The sequence below is a fragment of the Streptomyces roseoverticillatus genome, from assembly GCF_000719265.1.
GTDB lineage: Bacteria > Actinomycetota > Actinomycetes > Streptomycetales > Streptomycetaceae > Streptomyces > Streptomyces roseoverticillatus.
The window spans coordinates 226863-246797 of record NZ_JOFL01000005.1; the positions used below are offsets into that span (position 1 = coordinate 226863).

Annotated in this window: 18 protein-coding genes; 10 read left to right on the forward strand and 8 right to left on the reverse strand. The window is 75.3% G+C overall.

Going from position 1 to position 19935, the window contains the following annotated elements:
• Positions 1-98 precede the first annotated feature (98 nt).
• The gene (locus IF61_RS0107370; RefSeq protein WP_030365446.1) at positions 99-530 is read right to left on the reverse strand and encodes an SPW repeat protein; all 432 of its coding nucleotides are present in this window, start codon (positions 528-530) and stop codon (positions 99-101) included.
• Positions 531-725: 195 nt separating this feature from the next.
• On the opposite strand from IF61_RS0107370, the gene IF61_RS35735 reads away from it, so the two are divergent.
• The gene (locus tag IF61_RS35735) at positions 726-881 is read left to right on the forward strand and encodes a hypothetical protein (protein ID WP_157848552.1); all 156 of its coding nucleotides are present in this window, start codon (positions 726-728) and stop codon (positions 879-881) included.
• Between the two features lie 64 nt (positions 882-945).
• Here the strand turns inward: IF61_RS35735 and IF61_RS0107380 are convergent, their stop codons facing one another.
• The 4 genes from IF61_RS0107380 to IF61_RS0107395 are packed head-to-tail and all read right to left on the reverse strand — an operon-like array spanning position 946 to position 3945.
• On the reverse strand, positions 946-1851 hold the full coding sequence (locus IF61_RS0107380) for a 5-oxoprolinase subunit C family protein (RefSeq protein WP_052392469.1): 906 nt from the start codon (positions 1849-1851) through the stop codon (positions 946-948).
• 44 nt (positions 1852-1895) lie between these two features.
• Entirely contained in the window at positions 1896-2525 is a 630-nt protein-coding gene (locus tag IF61_RS0107385) for a 5-oxoprolinase subunit B family protein (RefSeq protein WP_030365448.1), read from the reverse strand.
• Positions 2522-3295, reverse strand: a complete 774-nt coding sequence (locus tag IF61_RS0107390) for a LamB/YcsF family protein (RefSeq protein WP_030365449.1) — start codon at positions 3293-3295, stop codon at positions 2522-2524. Before IF61_RS0107390 ends, IF61_RS0107385 begins: the two co-directional genes overlap by 4 nt.
• Positions 3292-3945 (reverse strand): GntR family transcriptional regulator, encoded by a 654-nt coding sequence (locus tag IF61_RS0107395; protein ID WP_052392470.1) that lies wholly within the window; start codon positions 3943-3945, stop codon positions 3292-3294. The genes IF61_RS0107390 and IF61_RS0107395 overlap by 4 nt, the downstream gene beginning before the upstream one ends.
• Before the next feature lie 126 nt (positions 3946-4071).
• Between IF61_RS0107395 and IF61_RS0107400 the strand changes: the two genes are divergently transcribed.
• From IF61_RS0107400 to IF61_RS0107430, 6 genes are all read left to right on the forward strand, one after another.
• Positions 4072-4779: a DUF969 domain-containing protein gene (locus IF61_RS0107400; RefSeq protein ID WP_030365451.1), complete on the forward strand. Its 708-nt coding sequence runs from the start codon at positions 4072-4074 to the stop codon at positions 4777-4779.
• Entirely contained in the window at positions 4776-5744 is a 969-nt protein-coding gene (locus IF61_RS0107405) for a DUF979 domain-containing protein (protein WP_030365452.1), read from the forward strand. The genes IF61_RS0107400 and IF61_RS0107405 overlap by 4 nt, the downstream gene beginning before the upstream one ends.
• A gap of 51 nt (positions 5745-5795) precedes the next feature.
• On the forward strand, positions 5796-6440 hold the full coding sequence (gene pcp / locus IF61_RS0107410) for a pyroglutamyl-peptidase I (protein WP_030365453.1): 645 nt from the start codon (positions 5796-5798) through the stop codon (positions 6438-6440).
• A gap of 67 nt (positions 6441-6507) precedes the next feature.
• Entirely contained in the window at positions 6508-8031 is a 1524-nt protein-coding gene (locus tag IF61_RS0107415; protein WP_030365454.1) for a membrane protein, read from the forward strand.
• Positions 8032-8365: 334 nt separating this feature from the next.
• Entirely contained in the window at positions 8366-9271 is a 906-nt protein-coding gene (locus IF61_RS0107425; RefSeq protein ID WP_030365455.1) for a hypothetical protein, read from the forward strand.
• A 73-nt stretch (positions 9272-9344) separates the two neighbouring features.
• On the forward strand, positions 9345-14093 hold the full coding sequence (locus tag IF61_RS0107430) for a hypothetical protein (RefSeq protein WP_030365456.1): 4749 nt from the start codon (positions 9345-9347) through the stop codon (positions 14091-14093).
• Positions 14094-14121: 28 nt separating this feature from the next.
• On the opposite strand, the gene IF61_RS0107435 is transcribed toward IF61_RS0107430, so the two are convergent.
• From IF61_RS0107435 to IF61_RS0107445, 3 genes are all read right to left on the reverse strand, one after another.
• Entirely contained in the window at positions 14122-14712 is a 591-nt protein-coding gene (locus IF61_RS0107435) for a hypothetical protein (RefSeq protein WP_030365457.1), read from the reverse strand.
• A gap of 12 nt (positions 14713-14724) precedes the next feature.
• Positions 14725-15861, reverse strand: coding sequence for an L-histidine N(alpha)-methyltransferase (locus IF61_RS0107440; protein WP_030365458.1), 1137 nt, complete (start codon positions 15859-15861; stop codon positions 14725-14727).
• An 84-nt stretch (positions 15862-15945) separates the two neighbouring features.
• Positions 15946-16299 carry a hypothetical protein gene (locus IF61_RS0107445; protein ID WP_211264838.1) on the reverse strand — a complete coding sequence of 118 codons (354 nt, stop codon included), beginning with the start codon at positions 16297-16299 and terminating at the stop codon, positions 15946-15948.
• Positions 16300-16556: 257 nt separating this feature from the next.
• Here IF61_RS0107445 and IF61_RS0107450 point away from each other — a divergent pair, with 257 nt between their 5' ends.
• Genes IF61_RS0107450 through IF61_RS0107460 form a run of 3 tightly spaced genes read left to right on the forward strand, consistent with a single transcriptional unit; the run spans position 16557 to position 19869 of the window.
• The gene (locus tag IF61_RS0107450) at positions 16557-18998 is read left to right on the forward strand and encodes a sensor histidine kinase (protein ID WP_030365460.1); all 2442 of its coding nucleotides are present in this window, start codon (positions 16557-16559) and stop codon (positions 18996-18998) included.
• Positions 18995-19450: a roadblock/LC7 domain-containing protein gene (locus IF61_RS0107455; RefSeq protein WP_030365461.1), complete on the forward strand. Its 456-nt coding sequence runs from the start codon at positions 18995-18997 to the stop codon at positions 19448-19450. The genes IF61_RS0107450 and IF61_RS0107455 overlap by 4 nt, the downstream gene beginning before the upstream one ends.
• On the forward strand, positions 19447-19869 hold the full coding sequence (locus IF61_RS0107460; protein WP_235482145.1) for a DUF742 domain-containing protein: 423 nt from the start codon (positions 19447-19449) through the stop codon (positions 19867-19869). Before IF61_RS0107455 ends, IF61_RS0107460 begins: the two co-directional genes overlap by 4 nt.
• The last annotated feature ends 66 nt before the right edge of the window (positions 19870-19935 follow it).

The following is a 19935-nucleotide window of genomic DNA, read 5'->3' on the forward strand; positions in this document are numbered from 1 at the left end:
GGACGGTCACGGCAACAGCAACGGCAAGGGTGGGGCGGCGGGAACCGCGCGGCGGCGGGGGAACGACGAGATTCGGACTTTTTCAGGACGGGTGGCGGTCAGCGCCGTGACCTCGCCATCCCCATGCGTGCCAGGGCGAGGGCCACCAGGCAAGCCACCGCTCCGGCGATGACATTGCTGACGACCGCGGCCGTGATGAACGCGTGACCGGAGACGACCCAGGGCGAAACGATCGTCCAGGCGCCGAGGCAGAGGGCCGCCCAGCTCATCGCGTGGGTGCGCTCGTAGGCGGGGCCGAAACCGCCGACCAGGCAAGCGAAGGCCGCACCCACGATCACATTGTGGATGGCAAGAGTGGAAGCGCCGCTGAAGCCCACAATCCATGGCGAAGCGGCCAGGTAGACACCGCAGAGGAGGGCGAGTGCCTCGACGGCCTGGGCGACGGGGGTGCTCGTCGCCACTTCGGAGTGGGCGCGGAGCGCCAGGATGTCCGGGTGCTGGTCTATCCGGGGCGACGTAGGGACGGTCACGTCAGCCACCTTCTTTCAGTGTCAGGTCCGACCTGCCTGCATTTTAACCTGATTGGAGGGATTTTCACCTGAATGGAGGCCGTCATATCTGGCGATTTCCCCTGTGTTGGGACTCGGTTTCATCCCGTCACCCTGGGGGAACCCGGGCAGTCGGTTTCCGGGGGCGAAGAAGGCTCGGCAATCGAGGAGGCGGCTGTGGAACAGCTCAAGGGACAGGGCGAGCGGATGCAGCACCGGGGCGAGGCCCGGGAGGAGACCGCGCGGACCCGCCGTCCGGTCCAGAGTGAGACGCCGGACCGGACCGGCGAGGATCCCGACGCCGAGTCGCACATCATCCGCGGCCTCGACTGACCCCGGCGCCGGGGCCGCTCGGCGACGAGCGCGGGGCCGCCCGCGGCCGGGACGCGCGGCGGCCTCAGCCCCGTACGGGCACGAACCGCACCGGCGTACCGGGCACGGCCTGGGCCGCGGCGGCCAGTTCCGCCTCGTGGACGACGCCCACGACCGGGTAGCCGCCGGTCGTCGGGTGGTCGGCGAGGAAGACGACGGGGAGGCCGTCCGGGGGCACTTGGACGGCTCCCAGGACCATGCCCTCGCTCGGTAGCTCGCTGTCCGCGGCGCGCTCCAGGGCCGGTCCCTCGGTCCGCAGGCCTATCCGGTTGCTCGCGGCCGCCACGCGGAAGGCGCCGCGGGCCAGGGTGCGCAGCGCGGCGGGCGTGAACCAGTCGTCGCGCGGCCCGAGCACGACCGGGAGCACCAGCCCGCCGACGGGCGGGCCCGCCCACGGGACGGCGTCGGCGTGCGCGGGCGGGCCGCAGGGCGCACCGAGCGGCAGGACCGCACCCGTGGCGAGCGGCTCGGGGCCGAGGCCCGACAGCAGGTCGCGGGAACGGCTGCCGAGGACGGGCGGTACGGCGATGCCGCCCGCGAACGCCACGTAACTGCGCAGCCCGGAGGCGGCCCGGCCCACGTCGAGCACGGCGCCCGCCGGCACCCGCACCGCGGCGCCCCACGCCGCGGGGCGGCCGTCGACCCGCACCGGGCAGGGCGCGCCGGTCACCGCGACGGTCACGGCCGCCGTGGTGCGCACGGCGCAGCCGTCGACGGTGGTCTCCAGCGCGGCGTGGCCCGCGGGGTTGCCGGCGAGGCGGTTGGCGAGCGCGTGCGCGGGCCGGTCCAGGGCGCCGGAGCGGCTGACGCCCAGGTGCGCGTGGCCGGGCCGGCCGAGGTCCTGCACGGTCGTCAGGGCGCCGGGCCGGACGACGGTCAGGGCGGGCGCGCCGCTGCCCGCTCCGGTCGTGCGGTCGTCCGTTTCGGACACGCGCTTGTCCGTTCCGGACGTTCGGGCGTCTGGTCCGGATCCGGTCATGCGGCCACCTCGAAACGTACGCGGGTGCCGGGAGCCAGCAGCGCCGCCGGTTCCCGTGCCGCGTCCCACAGGACCGCGTCCGTACGGCCGATGAGCTGCCAGCCGCCGGGGGAGGAGCGGGGGTAGACGCCGGTGTACGGGCCGGCCAGGGCGACCGCGCCGGCGGGCACGGTGGTGCGGGGCGTGGCCCGGCGCGGCACGTGCAGGTGTGCCGGGAGGCCGGTCAGATAGCCGAAGCCGGGGGCGAAGCCGCAGAAGGCGACGCGGAATTCGAGGCCGGAGTGGATCGCCGCGACCTCGTCCGCGGCGACGCCCCACAGGGCGGCGACCTCGGCGAGGTCGGCCCCGTCGTAGCGGACGGGCAGGACGACGGGATCGCCGTCGGCGGCCGTGAGCGGCGGGACGTCCCAGTGCACGATGTCGGCGGCGAGGGCCTGCGGGTCGGCCAGGCCGTTGAGGAGGACCGTGCGCGCCGCGGGCACGATCTCGGTCACGGCCGGCAGGGTCCCGGCGGCCCGGCGGCGCAGGAGTTCGGTGTGGAGCGCCTGGGCCGCCTCGCCGCCGGCGACCTCGACGAGCAGGGCGTGCGGGCCGACGCGCAGGGGGCGGGCACGGGGCGTGGTCACGCGAAGGCCTCCAGGCGGGCGCCCGCGGCCTCCAGCGCGGCGCGTACCCGCCGGGCGAGGTCCGCGGCGCCGGGCGTGTCCCCGTGGAGGCACAGGGAGCGGGCCCGTACAGCTATCTCCTCGCCCGTCAGGGCGGTGACGGCGGCCTCCCGGGCCATCCGCACGGAGCGGGCGACGACGGCGTCCGGGTCGAGGACGACCGCGCCGGGGGTCCGGCGCGGCACGAGCGTGCCCGCGGCCGTGTACGCGCGGTCGGCGAACGCCTCGCCGATCACCGGCAGCCCGGCCCGCGCGGCGGCCTCGTGCAGCCGGGAGCCCGGCAGGCCCAGGACGGGCAGGGCCCCGCCCGCGCGCACCACCCCGGCGACGACGGCCGCGGCCTGCCCGGCATCGGTGACCGTGCGGTTGTAGAGCGCGCCGTGCGGCTTGACGTAGGCGACGTCCGCGCCGGCCGCCCGCGCGAAGACGCGCAGCGCGCCGATCTGATAGGTGATCTCGTCGGCGAGCTCGTCCGGGGGCACGTCCATGGCGCGGCGCCCGAAGCCGGCCAGGTCGTGGTAGGAGACCTGGGCGCCGATGCGCACGCCGCGCTCGGCGGCCCGCTCGCAGACCTGCCGCATGGTGGAAGGGTCTCCGGCGTGGAAGCCACAGGCGACGTTCGCGCTGGTCACGACCGACAGCAGGGCGTCGTCGTCGGTCAGGCGCCAGCGCCCGAAGCCCTCCCCGAGGTCGGCGTTGAGGTCGAGCACGGCGGTGCCGTGGGCGTTCATGTGTTCTCCTCTTCCCGCTCCCGCAGGGCGCCCAGTATGAGCTTCAGGGCATCGTCCAGATAGGTGGTCAGCTCGCGCTCCGCCGTCGCGTACTCGCCGTCCTCCAGGAGCCTCACGAAGGCGCGGTTGCGCGCCAGGAACGGCTCGTGGAAGCGGCGCGCCGAGGGCATCGCGTGGAAGGCCAGGCGCAGTTCGGCCAGCAGCCGGTCCATCGCGGCGTCGATGCGCGGGCTGCCGGAGAGGGCGGCGAGCGCCCGGTGGAAGCGCAGGTCCGCCGAGCCGACCTCCTGCCAGTCGCCCCCGGCGGCGGCGCGCTCGCCCTCGTCCACCGCCGCGGTCACGGCCTCGCGCAGCGGCCGCCCGGCCCCCGCGGCGGCCCGGACTCCGGCGCACTCCAGAGCGGTGCGGACGCGGTAGATGTCGGTGACGTCGGCGGCGTCGACGACACGGACGAAGACGCCGCGGTTGAGCCGGTGCACGACCAGGCTCTCGTGGACGAGCAGGCGGAACGCCTCGCGCAGCGTGTTGCGCGAGACCCCCAGGTCCCGGCCGAGGGCCTCTTCCGAGAGCCGGGTTCCGGGCGGCAGGCCGCCGCCCTCGATGCGGTCACGGAGCACGCCGGCGACGCGCTGCGCGGTGGACAAGGTCATCGGCATCCCCAAGTACTTGTTGATCGCCCATACCTATTGAGAATTGTTGAACAATATCTTAGCCTCCTCGCCAATCCCCTCACCCGATCGAGTGAGGGTCGTCCGGGATCCCGGAAGGCGGAGCCCTTGATCGTTCTCCTGGGCGTCCTCGTGGTGGTGCTCGGCTTCGCCACGAGACGCAACCCCCTGCTGGTCGTCGGTGCCGCCGGCATCGTCACGGGCCTCCTCGGCGGCCTCTCCCCCCAGCGCGTCCTGGCCGCCTTCGGCACCGGGTTCGCCTCCAGCCGCTCGGTGACGATCTTCGTGATCACGCTGCCCGTCATCGGCCTGCTCGAACACCACGGCCTCCAGGAACAGGCCCGCCGCCTGATCACCCGCTTCGCCGGGCTCACCGCGGGCCGCTTCCTCGCGCTCTACCTCCTGCTGCGCCAGATCGCCGCCGCCGTCGGCCTCAACAACGTCTTCGGGCACGCCCAGACCGTCCGGCCGCTCGCCGCGCCCATGGCCGAGGGCGCCGCCGAGCGCCGCCACGGTCCGCTGGGCGAGAAGGCCCGCGAGAAGGTGCGCTCCTTCGCGGCGAGCGCGGACAACGTCGGGCTGTTCTTCGGCGAGGACGTCTTTCTGGCCGTCGGCTCGATCCTGCTGATCACCGGCTTCGTCAACACCACGTACCACACGCACCTCGAACCGCTGCAGCTCGCGCTCTGGGCGATACCCACTGCCCTGTGCGCCCTCGCCGTCCACGGCTGGCGGCTGTTGCGGCTCGACCGGCAGCTGCTCGGGGCGGCCCCCGGGCCCGGCCGCACCGCCGAACTCGGGGAGACCGTCAAGTGATCAAGGCGGAGTGGTTCTACTGGCTGGTCGGCGGCATCTTCCTGGTGATGGCCGCGCAGATGCTCACCGACCGCACCAACCCCAAGCGCGTCGGCACCGCCGCCTTCTGGGGCCTGCTCGGGCTCGGCTTCATCTACGGCACCTGGGTCGCCGGCAAGTCCGCCCCCGCCGAGCCCCTGGGCGCGGCCGTCCTGGCCATGGTCTGCCTCGCGGGCTTCGGCTTCACCGGCCGGGGCAAGGGCTCCGCCGCCACGCCCGAGCAGCGGGAGGCGCGCGCCGAACGGTGGGGGAACCGCCTGTTCGTCCCCGCCCTCACCATCCCCGTCGTCGCCCTCGTCTGCGCGGTCGGCGTCAAGAAGCTCTCCCTGGACGGCGAACCCGTCCTCCAGAAGGGCAGCGAGACCATCCTCGGCCTCGGCATCGGAGCCGTCGTCGCCCTCGTCACCGGCATGGTGATGCTGCGCGAGAAGCGGCTCTCCACCCCCGTGCACGCCGGCCGGTCCATGCTGGAATCGATGGGCTGGGCCATGCTGCTGCCCCAGCTCCTCGCCACGCTCGGCTCCATCTTCTCCGTCGCCGGCGTCGGCGACCAGGTCCGCCGGATCACCACCGCCGTGCTGCCCGGCGGCTCGCTCTTCCTCGCCGTCGTCGTCTACTGCGCCGGCATGTTCCTCTTCACCATCGTCATGGGGAACGGCTTCGCCGCCTTCCCCGTCATGACCGCCGCCGTCGGCTGGCCCGTCCTCGTCGTCCAGGAGGGCGGCAACGCCCCGGCCGTCCTCGCCGTCGGCATGCTCGCCGGCTTCTGCGGCACGCTCGTGACGCCCATGGCCGCCAACTACAACGTCGTCCCGGCCGCACTCCTCGAACTGAAGGACCAATACGGGCCCATCAAGGCCCAGCTGCCCACGGCCGTCGCCCTGCTCGGCTGCAACATCGTCATCATGTACTTCTTCGCCGTCTGACGGCCGGGAAGGAACACGGCCGGGACACGCGGCCGGGAGGGAGACAGTGCCATGACCCGCGTCCTGCTCACCGGATTCGAGCCCTTCGGCGGGGAGGAGGTGAACCCCTCCTGGGAAGCCGTCCGCGCCGTCGCCGCACGGCCGCCCGAGGGGCTCGTCCTCTCCACCGCGCAGCTGCCCTGCGCCTTCGGCACCGCCCTCGACGCCCTCCGGGAGGCCGTCGACCGCACCGCACCGGACCTCGTGCTCTGCGTGGGGCAGGCGGGCGGCCGCCCCCACATCACCGTCGAACGCATCGCCGTCAACATCGACGACGCCCGCATCCCCGACAACGCGGGCGCACAGCCGGTCGACGAGCCCGTCGTCCCCGGCGGGCCCGCCGCCTACTTCGCGACCTTGCCGGTCAAGGCGTGCGTCGCGGCCGTACGCGAGGCCGGGCTGCCCGCTTCCGTCTCCCAGACCGCCGGCACGTACGTCTGCAACCACGTCTTCTACGGCCTGATGCACCTCGCCGCGACCGAACGCCCCGGGCTGCGGGGCGGGTTCGTGCACGTCCCCTACGCGCCCGCACAGGTCACCGACCGCGCCCTGCCCTCACTGCCCGTCCCCACCGTCGCGGAGGCACTCTGTGTGATCGCCGTCACCGCTGCGGGGCGCACCACGGACATCCGTGCGGAAGGCGGAGCCACACACTAGGGGCGTGGCGGACATTCCGCCCGTGCCGTTTCGTCCGTTGTCGGTGTGACCGCCTACTCTGTGCGACGTGACTTCTCCAGCCCCGGCGGCCGCTCCGCCCCAGCTCAACGGGCCGTCGCGACCGGCCCCGGGCCCGGCCGCCGACGAGGGCCTGGCCCGCCGGCTGCGCGCGCTCGCCTGCACCGCGCCGCTCCACGACCTGGACGCCCGCAAGGCCAACCTCGCGGGCGAGTACGGCGTCTACGCCATGGCGGAGGTGGCGCTCGCCGCCATCGACCTGGTCACGCTCAACATGGACTTCGACACCGGCGCCGACCACGAGCAGATAGTGGCCCGGCTGCAGCCGCGCGTCGCCGCCCAGGCGCCCGAGCGGCCGCAGGCCGAGCACGAGCGGGTGGCCCGCTGGGTCCTGGAGAACCTCATCAACGTCGGCAGCGTCGACCGCGGCTTCCGCGCCGTCTACGGCACCTTCGGGGCCGACGGCGTCTACGTCCGGCGCGACTACGACTTCAAGCTCGTCGAAGAGGTGCCCGGCCCCGGCGGCACGGTCTTCCTGCGCACCACCGACGAAGCCGTCAACGTCCTCGTCGGCGCCCTCGACACCGACGTCACCAGCGCGCAGATCGCCGCCGAGGTGAAGCTGGAGGTCCTCATCAGCCGGGGCCGGCTCGCCGACGCCCAGCTCGCCGCGGAGCAGGCCCGCTACCGCACCGTGCAGTACGCCGAGACCCTCCGCAAGACCCTCGACGCCACCCGGCGCAACGTCCGCGCCGTCGACTGGCTGCGGGCCGTCCCCGACATGATCGCCGAAGCGCTCGACCACGTCGCCGACCGCTACCGCCACGAGAACGCGATCCTCACCAACATCCGCAAGGCCCGCGACGAGGCCGAAGAGCCCGAGCACAAGCGCCGTGCCGCCGAGCTCGTCGACATCGTCAAGGACTGCATCCGCCGCCACACGCAGCTGCAGTCCCGCCTCCTGGAGGCCGGCCCGCTCTTCCGCGCGGAACAGGACCGCCAGGCGTTCGCCGTCGCCTCCGGGCGGTCCGGCCTGGACCTGTACGGCCAGCTGCTCGCCCCCGTACTGCCCCTGCCGCTCGAAGCGGCCGGGCGCGTCACCGACGCCTTCTTCGCCCGCGGCACGGGGCTGCGCACGCCCGTCTCCGTACGCGTCACCGACCTCGTCGACATACTCCTCAGCCCGCCCGCCGAGCGGGAGCACCTCGGCGCGGAGATGCCCGAGCCGGACCTCATCGCCACGCCCGACGACAGCCGCTTCAGCGAGGAGCAGCTCGCGAGCGCCATGGAGCTGCTCACCCTCCCGCCCGACGCGCCGCGCCGCCTCTCCGGCCTCCTCGCCGACGCCCGCCGCCGCGACCCCGAACTGCCCTACCTCGTCGCCCTCCTGGCCGTCCACGCCGCGAGCCCCGCGGTCGGCACGGCCTACCGCCAGGGCGAGCAGTCCCTCCTCTTCGCCGTCGACGACGGCACGGTCCTCGACGACCCCGAATTCGGCGGCGCCGACCTCATCGTCGGCACGGCCCTGCTGGACGCGGCGGGCATGGCGGCGGACCGTGCGGAGGCGTCGTGACGGGGCGTCTGCGGCGGGCGGCCCGGGGTTGCGCCCGGCTCGGCATTGCGGCTCGCCCGCGGCCGGTGCCGGCGACTTGCGGCCGTTCCGGCACCGCCGGGCACGCCGGTGGACGGCCGAGCGCCGTCGCGGCGGGTGCGGGCCCCGGCCCCGCCCTTTCACCGTTTCCCGGGGCTGCGCCCCGGACCCGGGGGCCGGGGGGCTTGCCCCCGGTTTCGGGAAGGGGCGGGACCGGGGCTCCCTCTCCCCGCCGCCGCGGCGCGCAACCACCACAGTGCGGCCCGGCGGTGCCGAACGACCCTCCCTTCACGGACTTCAGCAGGAGCAAGCGAACGTGACTGAGTACGACGCCTACGAGACGGCGCAGCCGGACGCCGTCGCCGAGACGGAGGCCCCCGCGGCGAGCGGAACCGCGCCGGTGACCCCCGCGGACGCGGCCGACGCCGCGCGGCTCATCGCGTTCGGGCTGCAGCCCAAGCTCGCGCCCGCGCGGGACGCCGAGTACACCGAACTGCTGCGCCGCCACCGCGACGACCCCGCGTTCGCCCGCCTCGCGGACGCCGTCGCGGCCGGCCTGGGCCTGATCGTTCTGGAGGTGTCCACCCGCGCCGGCATGGCCGTGACCGCCGCGGAGGAATCCGTCTTCGCCGTGCGCATGGGCGACTACGCCCGCCGCGCCACCGTCGACTCCGGCGACCGCTTCCTGCACGGCCTCGCCCACCTCGCCGTTGCCGCCCTGGCCTTCCCGCGCCCGGACGACCTCGCCGACGACGGCTACATCGGCCGGATCACCGTCAACGGCGTGGACGCCTTCGTCCGGCAGGCCTGCCGCCGCCTGGAGGAGCGCGCCGCCGAGCAGGGCGAGAACACCGACCCGACGACGGACGCCCCCGGCCTGGAGGCCGCCTGGCGGGTCTACGCGCGCCGCAGCGCGACGGGCGCCACCAAGGACGCCCGCCGCCTGGCCGGCTCGACCACGGGCATCATCGCCAAGGCCGTCGCCTTCCTCGTCGACTCCGGCTTCCTGCAGCGCACCGGCGACGACGCCGGCGGCGCGTTCCGCACCACCGCCCGCTACCAGCTCCAGGTCCGCGACATGGCCGGCAGCGCGGCCATGACCGAGCTGCTGGAGCTGGGGGTCGTGCCCGTCGGCGACGGCGGCGCGACGCTCCTGCCGCCGGACGACGCCGACGACCTCGACCTGGTCGCCGACGCCGGCCTGCCCTTCCACGCCTCCTGACGCCCCCGGCGTCTACCGGCCCCTGCTGCCCCCTGCTGCCCCCTCCCACTGCGACAAGCGAGAGTCCGCCGCCATGTACGAGCTGTCCCGGGTCCGCCTCTACTCCATCGGGCCCGCCGGTGCGCGCTACGCCGACACCGTGCTGGACCTCCGGGGAGTGGGCGCGCCCGTGCCCACCCCCGCCCCGGCGCAGGCGGAGTTCTTCGAGGAGGAGCCCGTGGGGCCGCCGCGCCGCCCCGCCCCGGCCGGCGTGCTCTTCCTGGAGAACGGCGGCGGCAAGTCCGTCCTCCTCAAGCTCATCTTCTCGGTCATGCTGCCGGGCCACCGCAACACCCTGGGCGGCGCCAGCTCGGGCGTGCTGCGCAAGTTCCTGCTGGCTGACGACTGCGGGCACGTCGCCCTGGAGTGGCAGCACGTCCTGACGGGCGAGACGATCGTGGTCGGCAAGGTCAGCGAGTGGCGCGGCCGCCAGGTCTCCAACGACCCGCGGAAGTTCGCCGAGGCCTGGTACTCGTTCCGGCCGGGCCCGGGCCTGAGCCTGGACGCCCTGCCCGTGGCCGAGTCCACCGCGATGCGCGCCGCCGCCGACGGCTCTTCGGGCGCACGGGGACGCCGCCGCACGATGAAGGGCTTCCGCGACGCCCTCACCGAGGCCGGCAAGGCCTACCCGCACCTGGACGTGGTGTGGGAGGAGATCCACGAGCGCTGGAACGAGCACCTCGGCGAGCTCGGCCTGGACCCCGAACTCTTCCGCTACCAGCGCGAGATGAACGCCGACGAGGGCGAGGCCGCCGGCCTCTTCGCCGTCAAGAATGACTCCGACTTCACGGACCTGCTGCTGCGCGCGGTCACCGACACCCGCGACACCGACGGCCTCGCCGACCTCGTCCACGGCTTCGCCCACAAGCTGGGCCGCCGCGCCGAGCTCACCGCCGAGCGGGACTTCACCGCCGGCTCCCTCGACCTGCTGTCGCGCATCGCCGACGCCGCCGTCAAGCGCGAGCAGGCCCGCGGCGTGCACGCCGGCGCCGAGCGCCGCACCCGCGGCCTGGCCCGCCGCCTGTCCGCCCGCGCGTTCGAGGAGCGCGGCCGGGCCGCCGAGCTGGCCGAGCAGGTGGCCGCCGCGGCCCACGCCGTCACCGACGCCGAGACCGGGCGCGGCCGCAGCTCCCTGGTCGCCGCCGAGATCGCCTACCGGCACGCCTCCCTGGCCCTGGCCGCGGCAGAGAAGGCCGCCGCCGCCCAGCGCCGCGAGCTCAACGACGCCCGCACGCTGCACTCCGCCTGGCAGGCCGCCGAGACCGTCCTGCGCCACCGCGCCGCCGCCGACCGCTCCGCGCGCGTCGCCGCCGCCATCCGCGAGGCCGAGCGCGACGCCGCCCCCGCGCTGGCCGCCCGCGCCCAGGCCGCCACCGAGCTCGTACGGGCCCTCAACACCGCCGCCGAGAACGGCGAGCAGCGCGCCAACGAGGAGGAGGAGCGCTCCGCCGCCCTCCAGGAGGCGAGCGAGGCCGCCCACCGCGACGCGACCGCCGCCGCCACCGAGGCCCAGCGCGCCCGCAGCGAGTCCGGTCACCTGCGCCAGCGCCTGGCCGAGGTCGAGCAGGAGACCGCCGAGGCCGTCCGCGCCGGCTGGATCGACGACACCGGCCCCGACGCCGACCCGGCCCGCGCCGCGCTCGCCGCCAGCGACGCCGAGAAGCCCGCCGTCGCCGCCTACGAGGCCGCGCGCGAGGCCGCCCGCCAGGCCGCCGACCGGGCCAAGGAGACGGCCGCCGCCGAGAGCCGCGCCGAGCTGGCCGCGGCCCGCGCGGCGGACGCCGCCACGGCCGCCGAGGGGGCCTACGACGCCGAGCGCCGCGCAGCCGAGTCCATCGGCGCCGAGCGGCGCCTGACCGAACTGCTGGGCCTGCCCGAGCCGGCCGCCGCCGGCCAGGTGCCCGGCCCGCGCGCGGGCGAAGGCCCGTACGGCGACGGCCAGCCGCCCGCCCCGCGCCGCTCCGCCGAGGGCGACCCGCAGGCCGCGGGCCTGTACTACCCGGGCGCGGTACGGGCGGCCGCCGCCCGCGGCCGCGCGGAGCTGCCGCCCGTGACGGGCCCGCTCACTGCCGAGGAGCTCGACCGCAACGCCGACGCGCTGCGCGAGCTGCTCGACGAGAGCGTCGCCGCCTCCGAGCGGCAGCTGTTCGACCTGCGCACGGCCGCCGCCGACGATTCCCGCATCCTCGGCGCCCTCGGCGACGGCGGCCTGCTGCCGCCCCGCCCCGACGTCCTCGCGGCCGTGGAGTACCTCGGCGAGCACGGCATCCCCGCCCTGCCCGGCTGGCGCTACCTCGCCCAGGCCGTCGACCCGGCCCGGCACGCCGCCGTCCTCGCGGCCCGCCCCGAGCTCGTCGACGGCGTCGTCATCACCGACGCCGACTCCCACGCCCGGGCCCGCGAAGTCCTCGGCGCCGCCTCGCTGCTGCCCCGCTCCGCCCTCGCCGTCGGCACCTCCGAGGCCCTGCTCGCCCCCGTACCGGAGGCGGGCCGGCAGGACACCGGCGTGTTCCTCGTGGCCCCCAACCCCGCCATGCACGACGAGCGCGCGGCGGATGAGGAGCGGCACACCCTGCGCGAGCGCTCCCTCGCCCGCGACGAGGAGATCCGCGCCATAGCGGCCCGCCTCGCCGGTGACCGCACCCTCGCCGCCCGCCTCTCCTCCTGGCGCGCCGGCTGCCCCGCCGGCCGCCTCGCCGAGCTGGCCGCCGAGGCAACCCGCGCCCGCGCCGCCGCGGACACCGCCCAGGAGGAGCTGACCGGCCTGCGCGCCGCCCGCGCCGAGGCCGAGGAGACCTCTGCCGAGGCCGCCCGCGTGCGCGACGAGCGGCAGGAGACCGCCCAGCGCGCCCGCCGCGTCGCCGACGCCCTCGCCGGGCTCGCCTACCGCCTGCGCGAGCGCGCCAACTGGCAGACGCGCGCCCGCGAGCTCGCCGAGGAGGCCGCCGAGGCCGAGGAGCGGGCGGCCGTGTGCGTCGACCGCGCCCGCGCCGCCGACGAGGACCGCCGCACGGCCCAGCGCGCCGCCGACGACGCCCGCCGCACCGCCCGTGCCCTGCGCGCCGAGCGCGCGGAGATCGCCGGCGCCCCCGACGAGGTGCCGGAGGCCGCCGAGCCCCCCACCGCCTCGCTGCCCGCCCTGCGCGAGGCCTACCGCGCCGCCTCCCAGGTCTACGAGAAGGTCGGCGTCGGCGCCGACCTGCGCGCCGAGCAGGCCCGCGCGGAGAGCGACGAGAGCGCCGCCCGCAACGAACTGGACCGGCTCACCAACAAGGTGCGCACCCGCGCCGCCCAGCTCCTGGAGGGCACCGAAGGCGCCGACGGGCCCTCCCGGCAGGCCGCCGCGGCCCGCGCCGAGGAGCTCGTCCAGATGCTGGAGAGCCGCGCCTCCGCGGCCAGCGAGCAGCTGGGCCGGCTGCGCGGAGAGGCCGAGCGCCTCGCCCCGGCCGACGGCGACGCCCACACCGAGCTCCCCGAGGAGCTCGTGCCCGGCGACGCCGACCGCGCCAAGGAGCTCCTGCGCACCGTCACCGGCGAACTCGCCGCCCGCACCGACGCCCTGGAGCGCGCCCGCACCGCCCACAGCGACCTGCTGCGCGCCCACCGCGCCGCCGAGGACGCCGTCACCGGCTTCGACGACACCGCCGCCCTCCTGCGCGACCTGCTGCGTGACAACTCCCCGGAGGACGACACCGAGGAGCCCGAGCCGTACACGGGCGGCCTGGAGGAGGCACGCCAGGCCGCGGCCGAGGCACGCCGCTCCCTGCGCGGCTGCTCGGGCGACCTGTCGGCCGCCGAGTCCGCCGTCCGCGAGGCGAGCGACGTCCTCGTCCGGCACGCCAACTCCACCCGCTACGAGCAGGTGCGCACGCCCGCCCGCCAGCAGATCCGGGAGCTGCCCGCGGCCGCTCTGCCCGAGCACGCGGCCGCCTGGGCCGAGGCGTTCGCGCCCCGCCTGCGCGTGCTGACCGACGAGCTGGAGCAGCTGGAGCGCAACCGCGACAGCATCGTGGACCGGCTGCGCGGCCTCGTCGAGTCCTCGCTCACCACCCTGCGCTCCGCGCAGCGCCTGTCCCGGCTGCCCGAGGGCCTGGGGGAGTGGTCGGGCCAGGAGTTCCTGCGCATCCGCTTCGACGACCCCGACCAGAGCACCCTCACCGAGCGCCTCGGCGAGGTCATCGACGAGGCGACCCGCTCCGCGGTCAAGAAGAACTCCGACCTGCGCCGCGACGGCATGTCCCTGCTGCTGCGCGGCGTCCAGGCGGCCCTGCAGCCGCGCGGCGTCGCCGTGGAGATCCTCAAGCCCGACGCGGTGCTGCGCGCCGAGCGGGTGCCCGTCCGGCAGATGGGCGACGTGTTCTCCGGCGGCCAGCTGCTGACCGCGGCCATCGCCCTGTACTGCACCATGGCGGCGCTCCGCAGCAACGACCGCGGCCGCGACAAGCAGCGCCACGCGGGCACCTTGTTCCTCGACAACCCCATCGGCCGCGCCAACGCCACGTACCTGCTGGAGCTCCAGCGGGCCGTCGCGGACGCCCTCGGCGTACAGCTGCTGTACACCACCGGCCTGTTCGACACCACGGCCCTGGCCGAGTTCCCGCTGGTCATCCGGCTGCGCAACGACGCGGACCTGAGGGCGGGCCTGAAGTACATCAGCGTCGAGGAGCACCTGCGCCCCGGCCTGCCCCAGCAGCAGGACCCGGACGGGGAACAGGTCCACGGCCAGATCACGGCGACGCGGATGTACCGCCGCCCGGCGGAGGAGGCACCGGCACAGGCCTGATCCGCCGGGCCCGCGGCACCCCGCTCCGCTAGGCCCGCAGCACCTCCTCGATGCTGTCCCGCAGCTCCCGCAGCCTGTCGAGCTGCCCGCCCGGGCGATGCATGGCCTCGTCGATGGCCAGCAGCTCCTCGGCGGGCACCCGGGAGACGTACGTGCGCAGCTCGGTGAGGTCCAGCCGCCGGTTGAAGTCGTGCACCGCGTCCCGCCAGCGGTGCAGCAGGGAGACGAGCTCGGTGTGCCCGGGCTCGGAGAACACCCCGGACACCAGCGCCGCGTCCGTCGCCGACTGCACCAGGCGGGGGTAGACGCGCGCCTTCGGCGCGAAGCGGTCCAGCGGCGCGAAGCCCCCGCCCGTCAGCAGCTCGGTGTTCTTCACGAGCTCGTCGGCCAGGGCGCGGCGCACCTGGGCGCGCCGCTCGCGGGCGGCCGCCCGCCGCTCGGCGTACACCCCGGTGATGGCGGCGACGAGCGCGAGCCCGGAGGTGGCGGGCTCGAAGCGGCCGTCGCGGCCCTGGGCCACGGCCAGCCACCAGCTGCAGATGCCGAGCGCGAGCAGCAGGCAGGCGATGGTGGCGGCGGCGAAGAACTGCCGGCTGAAGCGGCCGAGGAACCCCGTCACGGTGACGCCCCGTCAGTCGAAGGGGTTGGGCCCGTCGGGCCGCACCCCGTCGCCCTTCGCCAGGAGCAGCAGCGTCATCCCGAAGGCGGGCCGGTCGAAGGACGTGTGCCCGGCCTCGTGGGTCTCGCCCACCGTGGTGACCCGGGCGTCCACCAGCATCTTCTCCAGCCCCGCCCGGGTGTACTTCCGGCTGAGCAGGAGGCGGATGGTGTCCTGGTCGGGGAACGGCACCGTGCTGCGGTCGGGCAGCGTCAGCTCCAGCTCGCCGCCGGTGCGGTTGCGGTAGATCACCTTGACCAGAAGCGACCGGTCGTCCTCGACGAGCCCCTCGCACGTGAGGCTGTTCATGTCGATCTGCAGGTCGGTGTACTGCAGCAGGGCGCTGGTGACGAACTCGCGGAAGCGCGGGCTGTTCTCGTACTCCTGCGCGGCGGCCCGCGCCGCCACCTCGTCCTGCCCGGCCGTGCTCGCCACCTCCAGCAGGAAGCGGTCCTGCGGCCGCAGCAGCTTCTCCGCCAGCAGGGTCAGCAACTGCGTGTCGCTGTCGAAGTTCGCCAGGGTGTTGCCCAGCAGCGAGTACACCACCGGCTCGTCGCCCACCGTGCTGCGGATCAGCGTGCCCAGCCGGTCGAGGTTGGCGGGCATGGAGAAGTCCAGCTGGACGGGGAGCACGTCCGCGGGGGGCACGTGCAGGTGCTGCAGCGCCTCGCGCTGGGCGAGGCGCAGCATCTCCGCGCTGACGTCCACCGGGAGGTAACAGCCGCAGCGGCCATGGCTGTCCAGGGAGCGCAGCAGCGCCTGGTCCTTCTGGCCGGTGCCGGGGCCGAGGCTCACGTAGTGCAGCGGCCCGTCCGGGAGCCGCTCGCTCAGGCCGCGCCAGCGGCGGCTGAAGGAGGCGATGCTCTCGCGCATCACCGGGTAGTACAGGTCGTTGCACGCGTGGGCCCACGCCACCGTCGACTCCAGGCCCCAGTACGAGAAGCCGGAGGTGATCAGCTTGCCCGAGCCCGAGGGGTCGGGGCCGCGCCGCAGTCCGGCGGTCACCTGGGCCAGCTTGCCCGACTGCTCCTCGCCGACCAGACACACCGTCCAGCCGGCGTCCCGGAGGATCTCCGGAATCCGATGTACCGCCCGGTCCCGCTCCGCCATCCGTACATCCCCCCATGGCCCGTCAGCCCGCCCGTGCCCGGTGTACGCCACCGTCAACTGCCGAACCTACCCGGCAGTTGACGATCAGGGGAAGCCGGGGCGACGGGCCCGTCTGCCCGCACGCGCCGTGCTGCTGGGCACGGACACCACTCCGTGCCGCTGCCGCCACACCTGCCGCGTCACCCACACGTCCAGCACCGCCCATGTGGTGGCCACCACACTCGCCAGCGCGCACAGCAGCGCCGGCAGGGCGAGCCACGCCCCGGCCAGCGCGAACAGCGCGGCCACCATGCCCTGCACCATCGTGACGGCGACGAAAAGGACCGCGCGCACCGCGGCCGTGCGCACCGGATCCGGCATCCGGTGCCTGCGGGCGGGCTCCTCCACCCACAGCGGCGGTCGTGCCCGGTCCGACGGGACGTCATGATCCCGCTCCACGAGCTCACCCCCTCGTCGGCGGACCGCTCCGCCGGCTCCCGTGCCGACGGCCGGCCGTTGCGGTCCGGCTCCCTCCACAAGAGCGAAGGAGGGTGCCCGATAGTTCCCATGGGCAAGGAATTACCGCATACGGGTGGCCGTCCCGGCGGTCTGATGACCGTACTGGTCTTCGAGTCTCGTACCGCGCAGTAGTAGGCTCACGCCGCATTGTTGTCGGAACACCACGCCTCCGGAGCGGGGTCGACGTTGGGGAGGCCATGCGCTTTCGCGGGAAGTCCATCCGCCGGAAGATCGTGGCGCTGCTGCTGGTGCCGCTGGTGTCGCTCACCGGCCTGTGGGTCTTCGCCACCGTGATCACCGGCACGGAGGCCGCCCGGCTGCTCTCCGCCGCCGGGGCCATCCGCACGGCCGGCCTCCCGGCCGAGGACCTCGTCCGCGCGCTGCAGAAGGAACGCCGCCAGACCCTCGTCCTCCTCGCCGACCCGCGCCGCGCCGACCACCTCGCCCTCCTGCGCGAGCAGCAGGCCGCCACCGACCGGGCGGCCGCGGCCTTCCGGACCGGCGCCGCGAAGGTCCGCGACGACATGAGCCCCGCCACGGACGTGCGCTACCGGCGCATCGAGAAGGCCCTCGGCGACCTCGACGGCCTGCGCGGCAAGGTGCAGGACGCCTCCATCAGCCGGCACGGCGCCTTCCAGGCCTACAACGACCTGGTGGAGCCGTACTACGCCTTCCTCGGCAGCCTCGGCGCCTTCGAGGACGCCGAGATGGACAAGCAGGCCCGCGCCCTCATCGGCGTGGCCCGCGCCCGCGAGGCGCTCTCCCGCGAGGACGCCCTCCTCGCCGCCGCCCTCACCGCCGGCACCATGAGCCGCCAGGACCTGCGGGCCGTCTCCGACCGCGTCGCCGAGCGGCAGATCCTCTACAGCACCAACCTCGCCGTCCTGCCCGCCGCCGACCAGAAGATCTTCGAGGAGTACTGGCGCGGCACCGCGCCGCACACCCTGCGCGCCGCCGAGGACACCGCGATCCTCGCCGGCTCCACCCGCGCCCCGCAGACCATCGACTCCCAGCGCTGGGAGAAGGCCGCGGGCGTCGTCCTCGACGAGCTCGCCCGGATGAACACCGAAGCCACCGACCGCTACGCGGACCGCGTCGAGCCCATCGCCGCCCGCGTCCTGACCAAGGCCGCCGTCGCCGGCGTCCTCGGCGCCGCCGCGCTCGTCGCCTCCCTCGTCATCTCGCTGCGCATCGGCCGCGGCCTCGTGCGCGACCTGCGGCAGCTGCGCAAGGAGGCCCACGAGGTCTCCGGCGTGCGGCTGCCCGCCGTCATGCGCCGCCTGGCCGCGGGCGAGAAGGTCGACCTCGCCGCCGAGGCCCCGCTGCGCGTGTTCGGGCCGGACGAGCTCGGCCAGGTCGGCAAGGCCCTCAACACCCTGCAGCGGGCCGCCGTCGAGGCCGCCGTCAAACAGGCCGACATGCGCCGCGGCGTCTCCGACGTCTTCGTCAACCTCGCCCGCCGCAGCCAGGTCCTGCTGCACCGTCAGCTCACCCTCCTCGATGCCATGGAGCGCCGCACCGAGGACACCGAGGAGCTCGCCGACCTCTTCCGCCTCGACCACCTCACCACCCGCATGCGCCGCCACGCGGAGGGCCTCGTCATCCTCTCGGGGGCCGCCCCCGCCCGGCAGTGGCGCAAGCCCGTCCGCCTCATGGACGTCGTCCGCGCCGCCGTCGCCGAGGTCGAGGACTACGAGCGGATCGAGGTGCGGCGCCTGCCCCGGCTCGCCGTCCGCGGCCCCGCGGTCGGCGACCTCACCCACCTCGTCGCCGAACTCCTGGAGAACGCCACCGTGTTCTCCCCGCCGCACACCGCCGTGCAGGTGCACGGCCAGCGCGTCGCCAACGGCTTCACCCTGGAGATCCACGACCGGGGCCTCGGCATGCCCCCGGACGCCCTGCTGGAGGCCAACCTCAAGCTCGCCGAGACCCCCGAGTTCGAGCTCTCCGACACCGACCGGCTCGGCCTGTTCGTCGTCAGCCGCCTCGCGCGCCGCCACGACGTCAAGGTCACGCTCCAGACCTCCCCGTACGGCGGGACCACCGCCGTCGTCCTCATCCCCCTGGACCTGCTCACCGAGGACGGGGCCGGGCCGGGCGGCGCATCCCGCCCCGGGGACGAGGACACCGGCGAGCAGCTCCTCGCCCCCGGCCGCGGCACGGCGCCGCCCCGGCGCGAGGCGCTCTCCCCGGCCCCCGGCCGCCTCCCCGCGTCCCCCGCGGATCCGGCAGCGCACGACGACGTGCTCTGCCCGTTCGAGCCGCGCGCGGACGAGGGCGAGGAACACCACCGGGCGGGCGGCGCCCTCGTGCCCCTGCCCCGCCGCAGGCCCTCCCCTTCGCTTCCCGAGGAGCACGGGGCCGAGCGGACCCCCACCGGCGGGCTGCCCCGGCGCGTGCGCCAGGCGAGCCTCGCCCCCCAGCTGAAGCAGGATCCGGAGGCCCCCCGCACCCGGGGCGGGGCCACCGGCCCGGACACCGCCGGTCCGGAACCCGAGCGCGACGCCGACGAGGTGCGGGCCAGGATGGCCGCCCTCCAGCGCGGCTGGCAGCGCGCCCGGGAGCACAATGAGGCGGACACACCGGAAAGATCACCGAGAACAGCACCACGAACCACATCTGAGGGGGACGGTCGATGACCGCACCGAAGGCCGAGAACGCGACAACCACCGCAGCAGGCGGCTCGCCGGCCGCCACGGGCGAGCTGAACTGGCTCCTCGACGAACTCGTCGAGCGCGTCGGCAGCATCCGCAAGGCGCTCGTGCTCTCCGGCGACGGCCTGGCGACCGGCACCTCCAAGGACCTCTCGCGCGAGGACGGCGAGCACCTGGCGGCCGTGGCCTCCGGCTTCCACAGCCTCGCCAAGGGCGTCGGCCGCCACTTCGACGCGGGCAAGGTCCGCCAGACCGTCGTCGAGCTGGACGAGGCGTTCCTCTTCGTCACCGCCGCCGGCGACGGCAGTGCTCTGGCCGTCCTCGCCGACGCCGACTCCGACATCGGCCAGGTCGCCTACGAGATGACCCTGCTGGTCAAGCGGGTGGGCGCGCACCTGGCCACGGCTCCGCGCACCGGCGTGGCCGCCGACGGGTGACCGCCGGCCTGCCCGGGGACGGCTCCGGCGACGGGGACGTGCGCTGGTACGACGACGCGGCGGGCCCGGTGGTCCGCCCGTACGCCATGACCCGCGGGCGCACCCGGCTCGCGGACGGCGCCGGCCTCGACCTCATCGCGGTCGTCGTCGCCGAGGACCCGGCGGGCCGCCCCGCCGCCGCCCTCGCCGACCAGACGCTGTCCCCGGAACACCTCGACATCGTGGACCTCACGGCGGACCTGCCGCGCTCCGTCGCGGAGCTGGCCGCCGGGCTCGACCTGCCGGTCGGCGTGGTGCGGGTGCTCGTCGGCGACCTCCTGAACGCGGGCCTGGTGCGGGTCACCCGCCCGGTGCCGCCGGCCGAACTGCCCGACGAAAGCATTCTGCGCGAGGTGATCGACGGCCTGCGGGCCCTGTGAGGCGGCCCGCGGGCTGCCGGAGCGACCTGACGGGACCTCCGCAGAGACTTGTCGTGGCCATGGTCT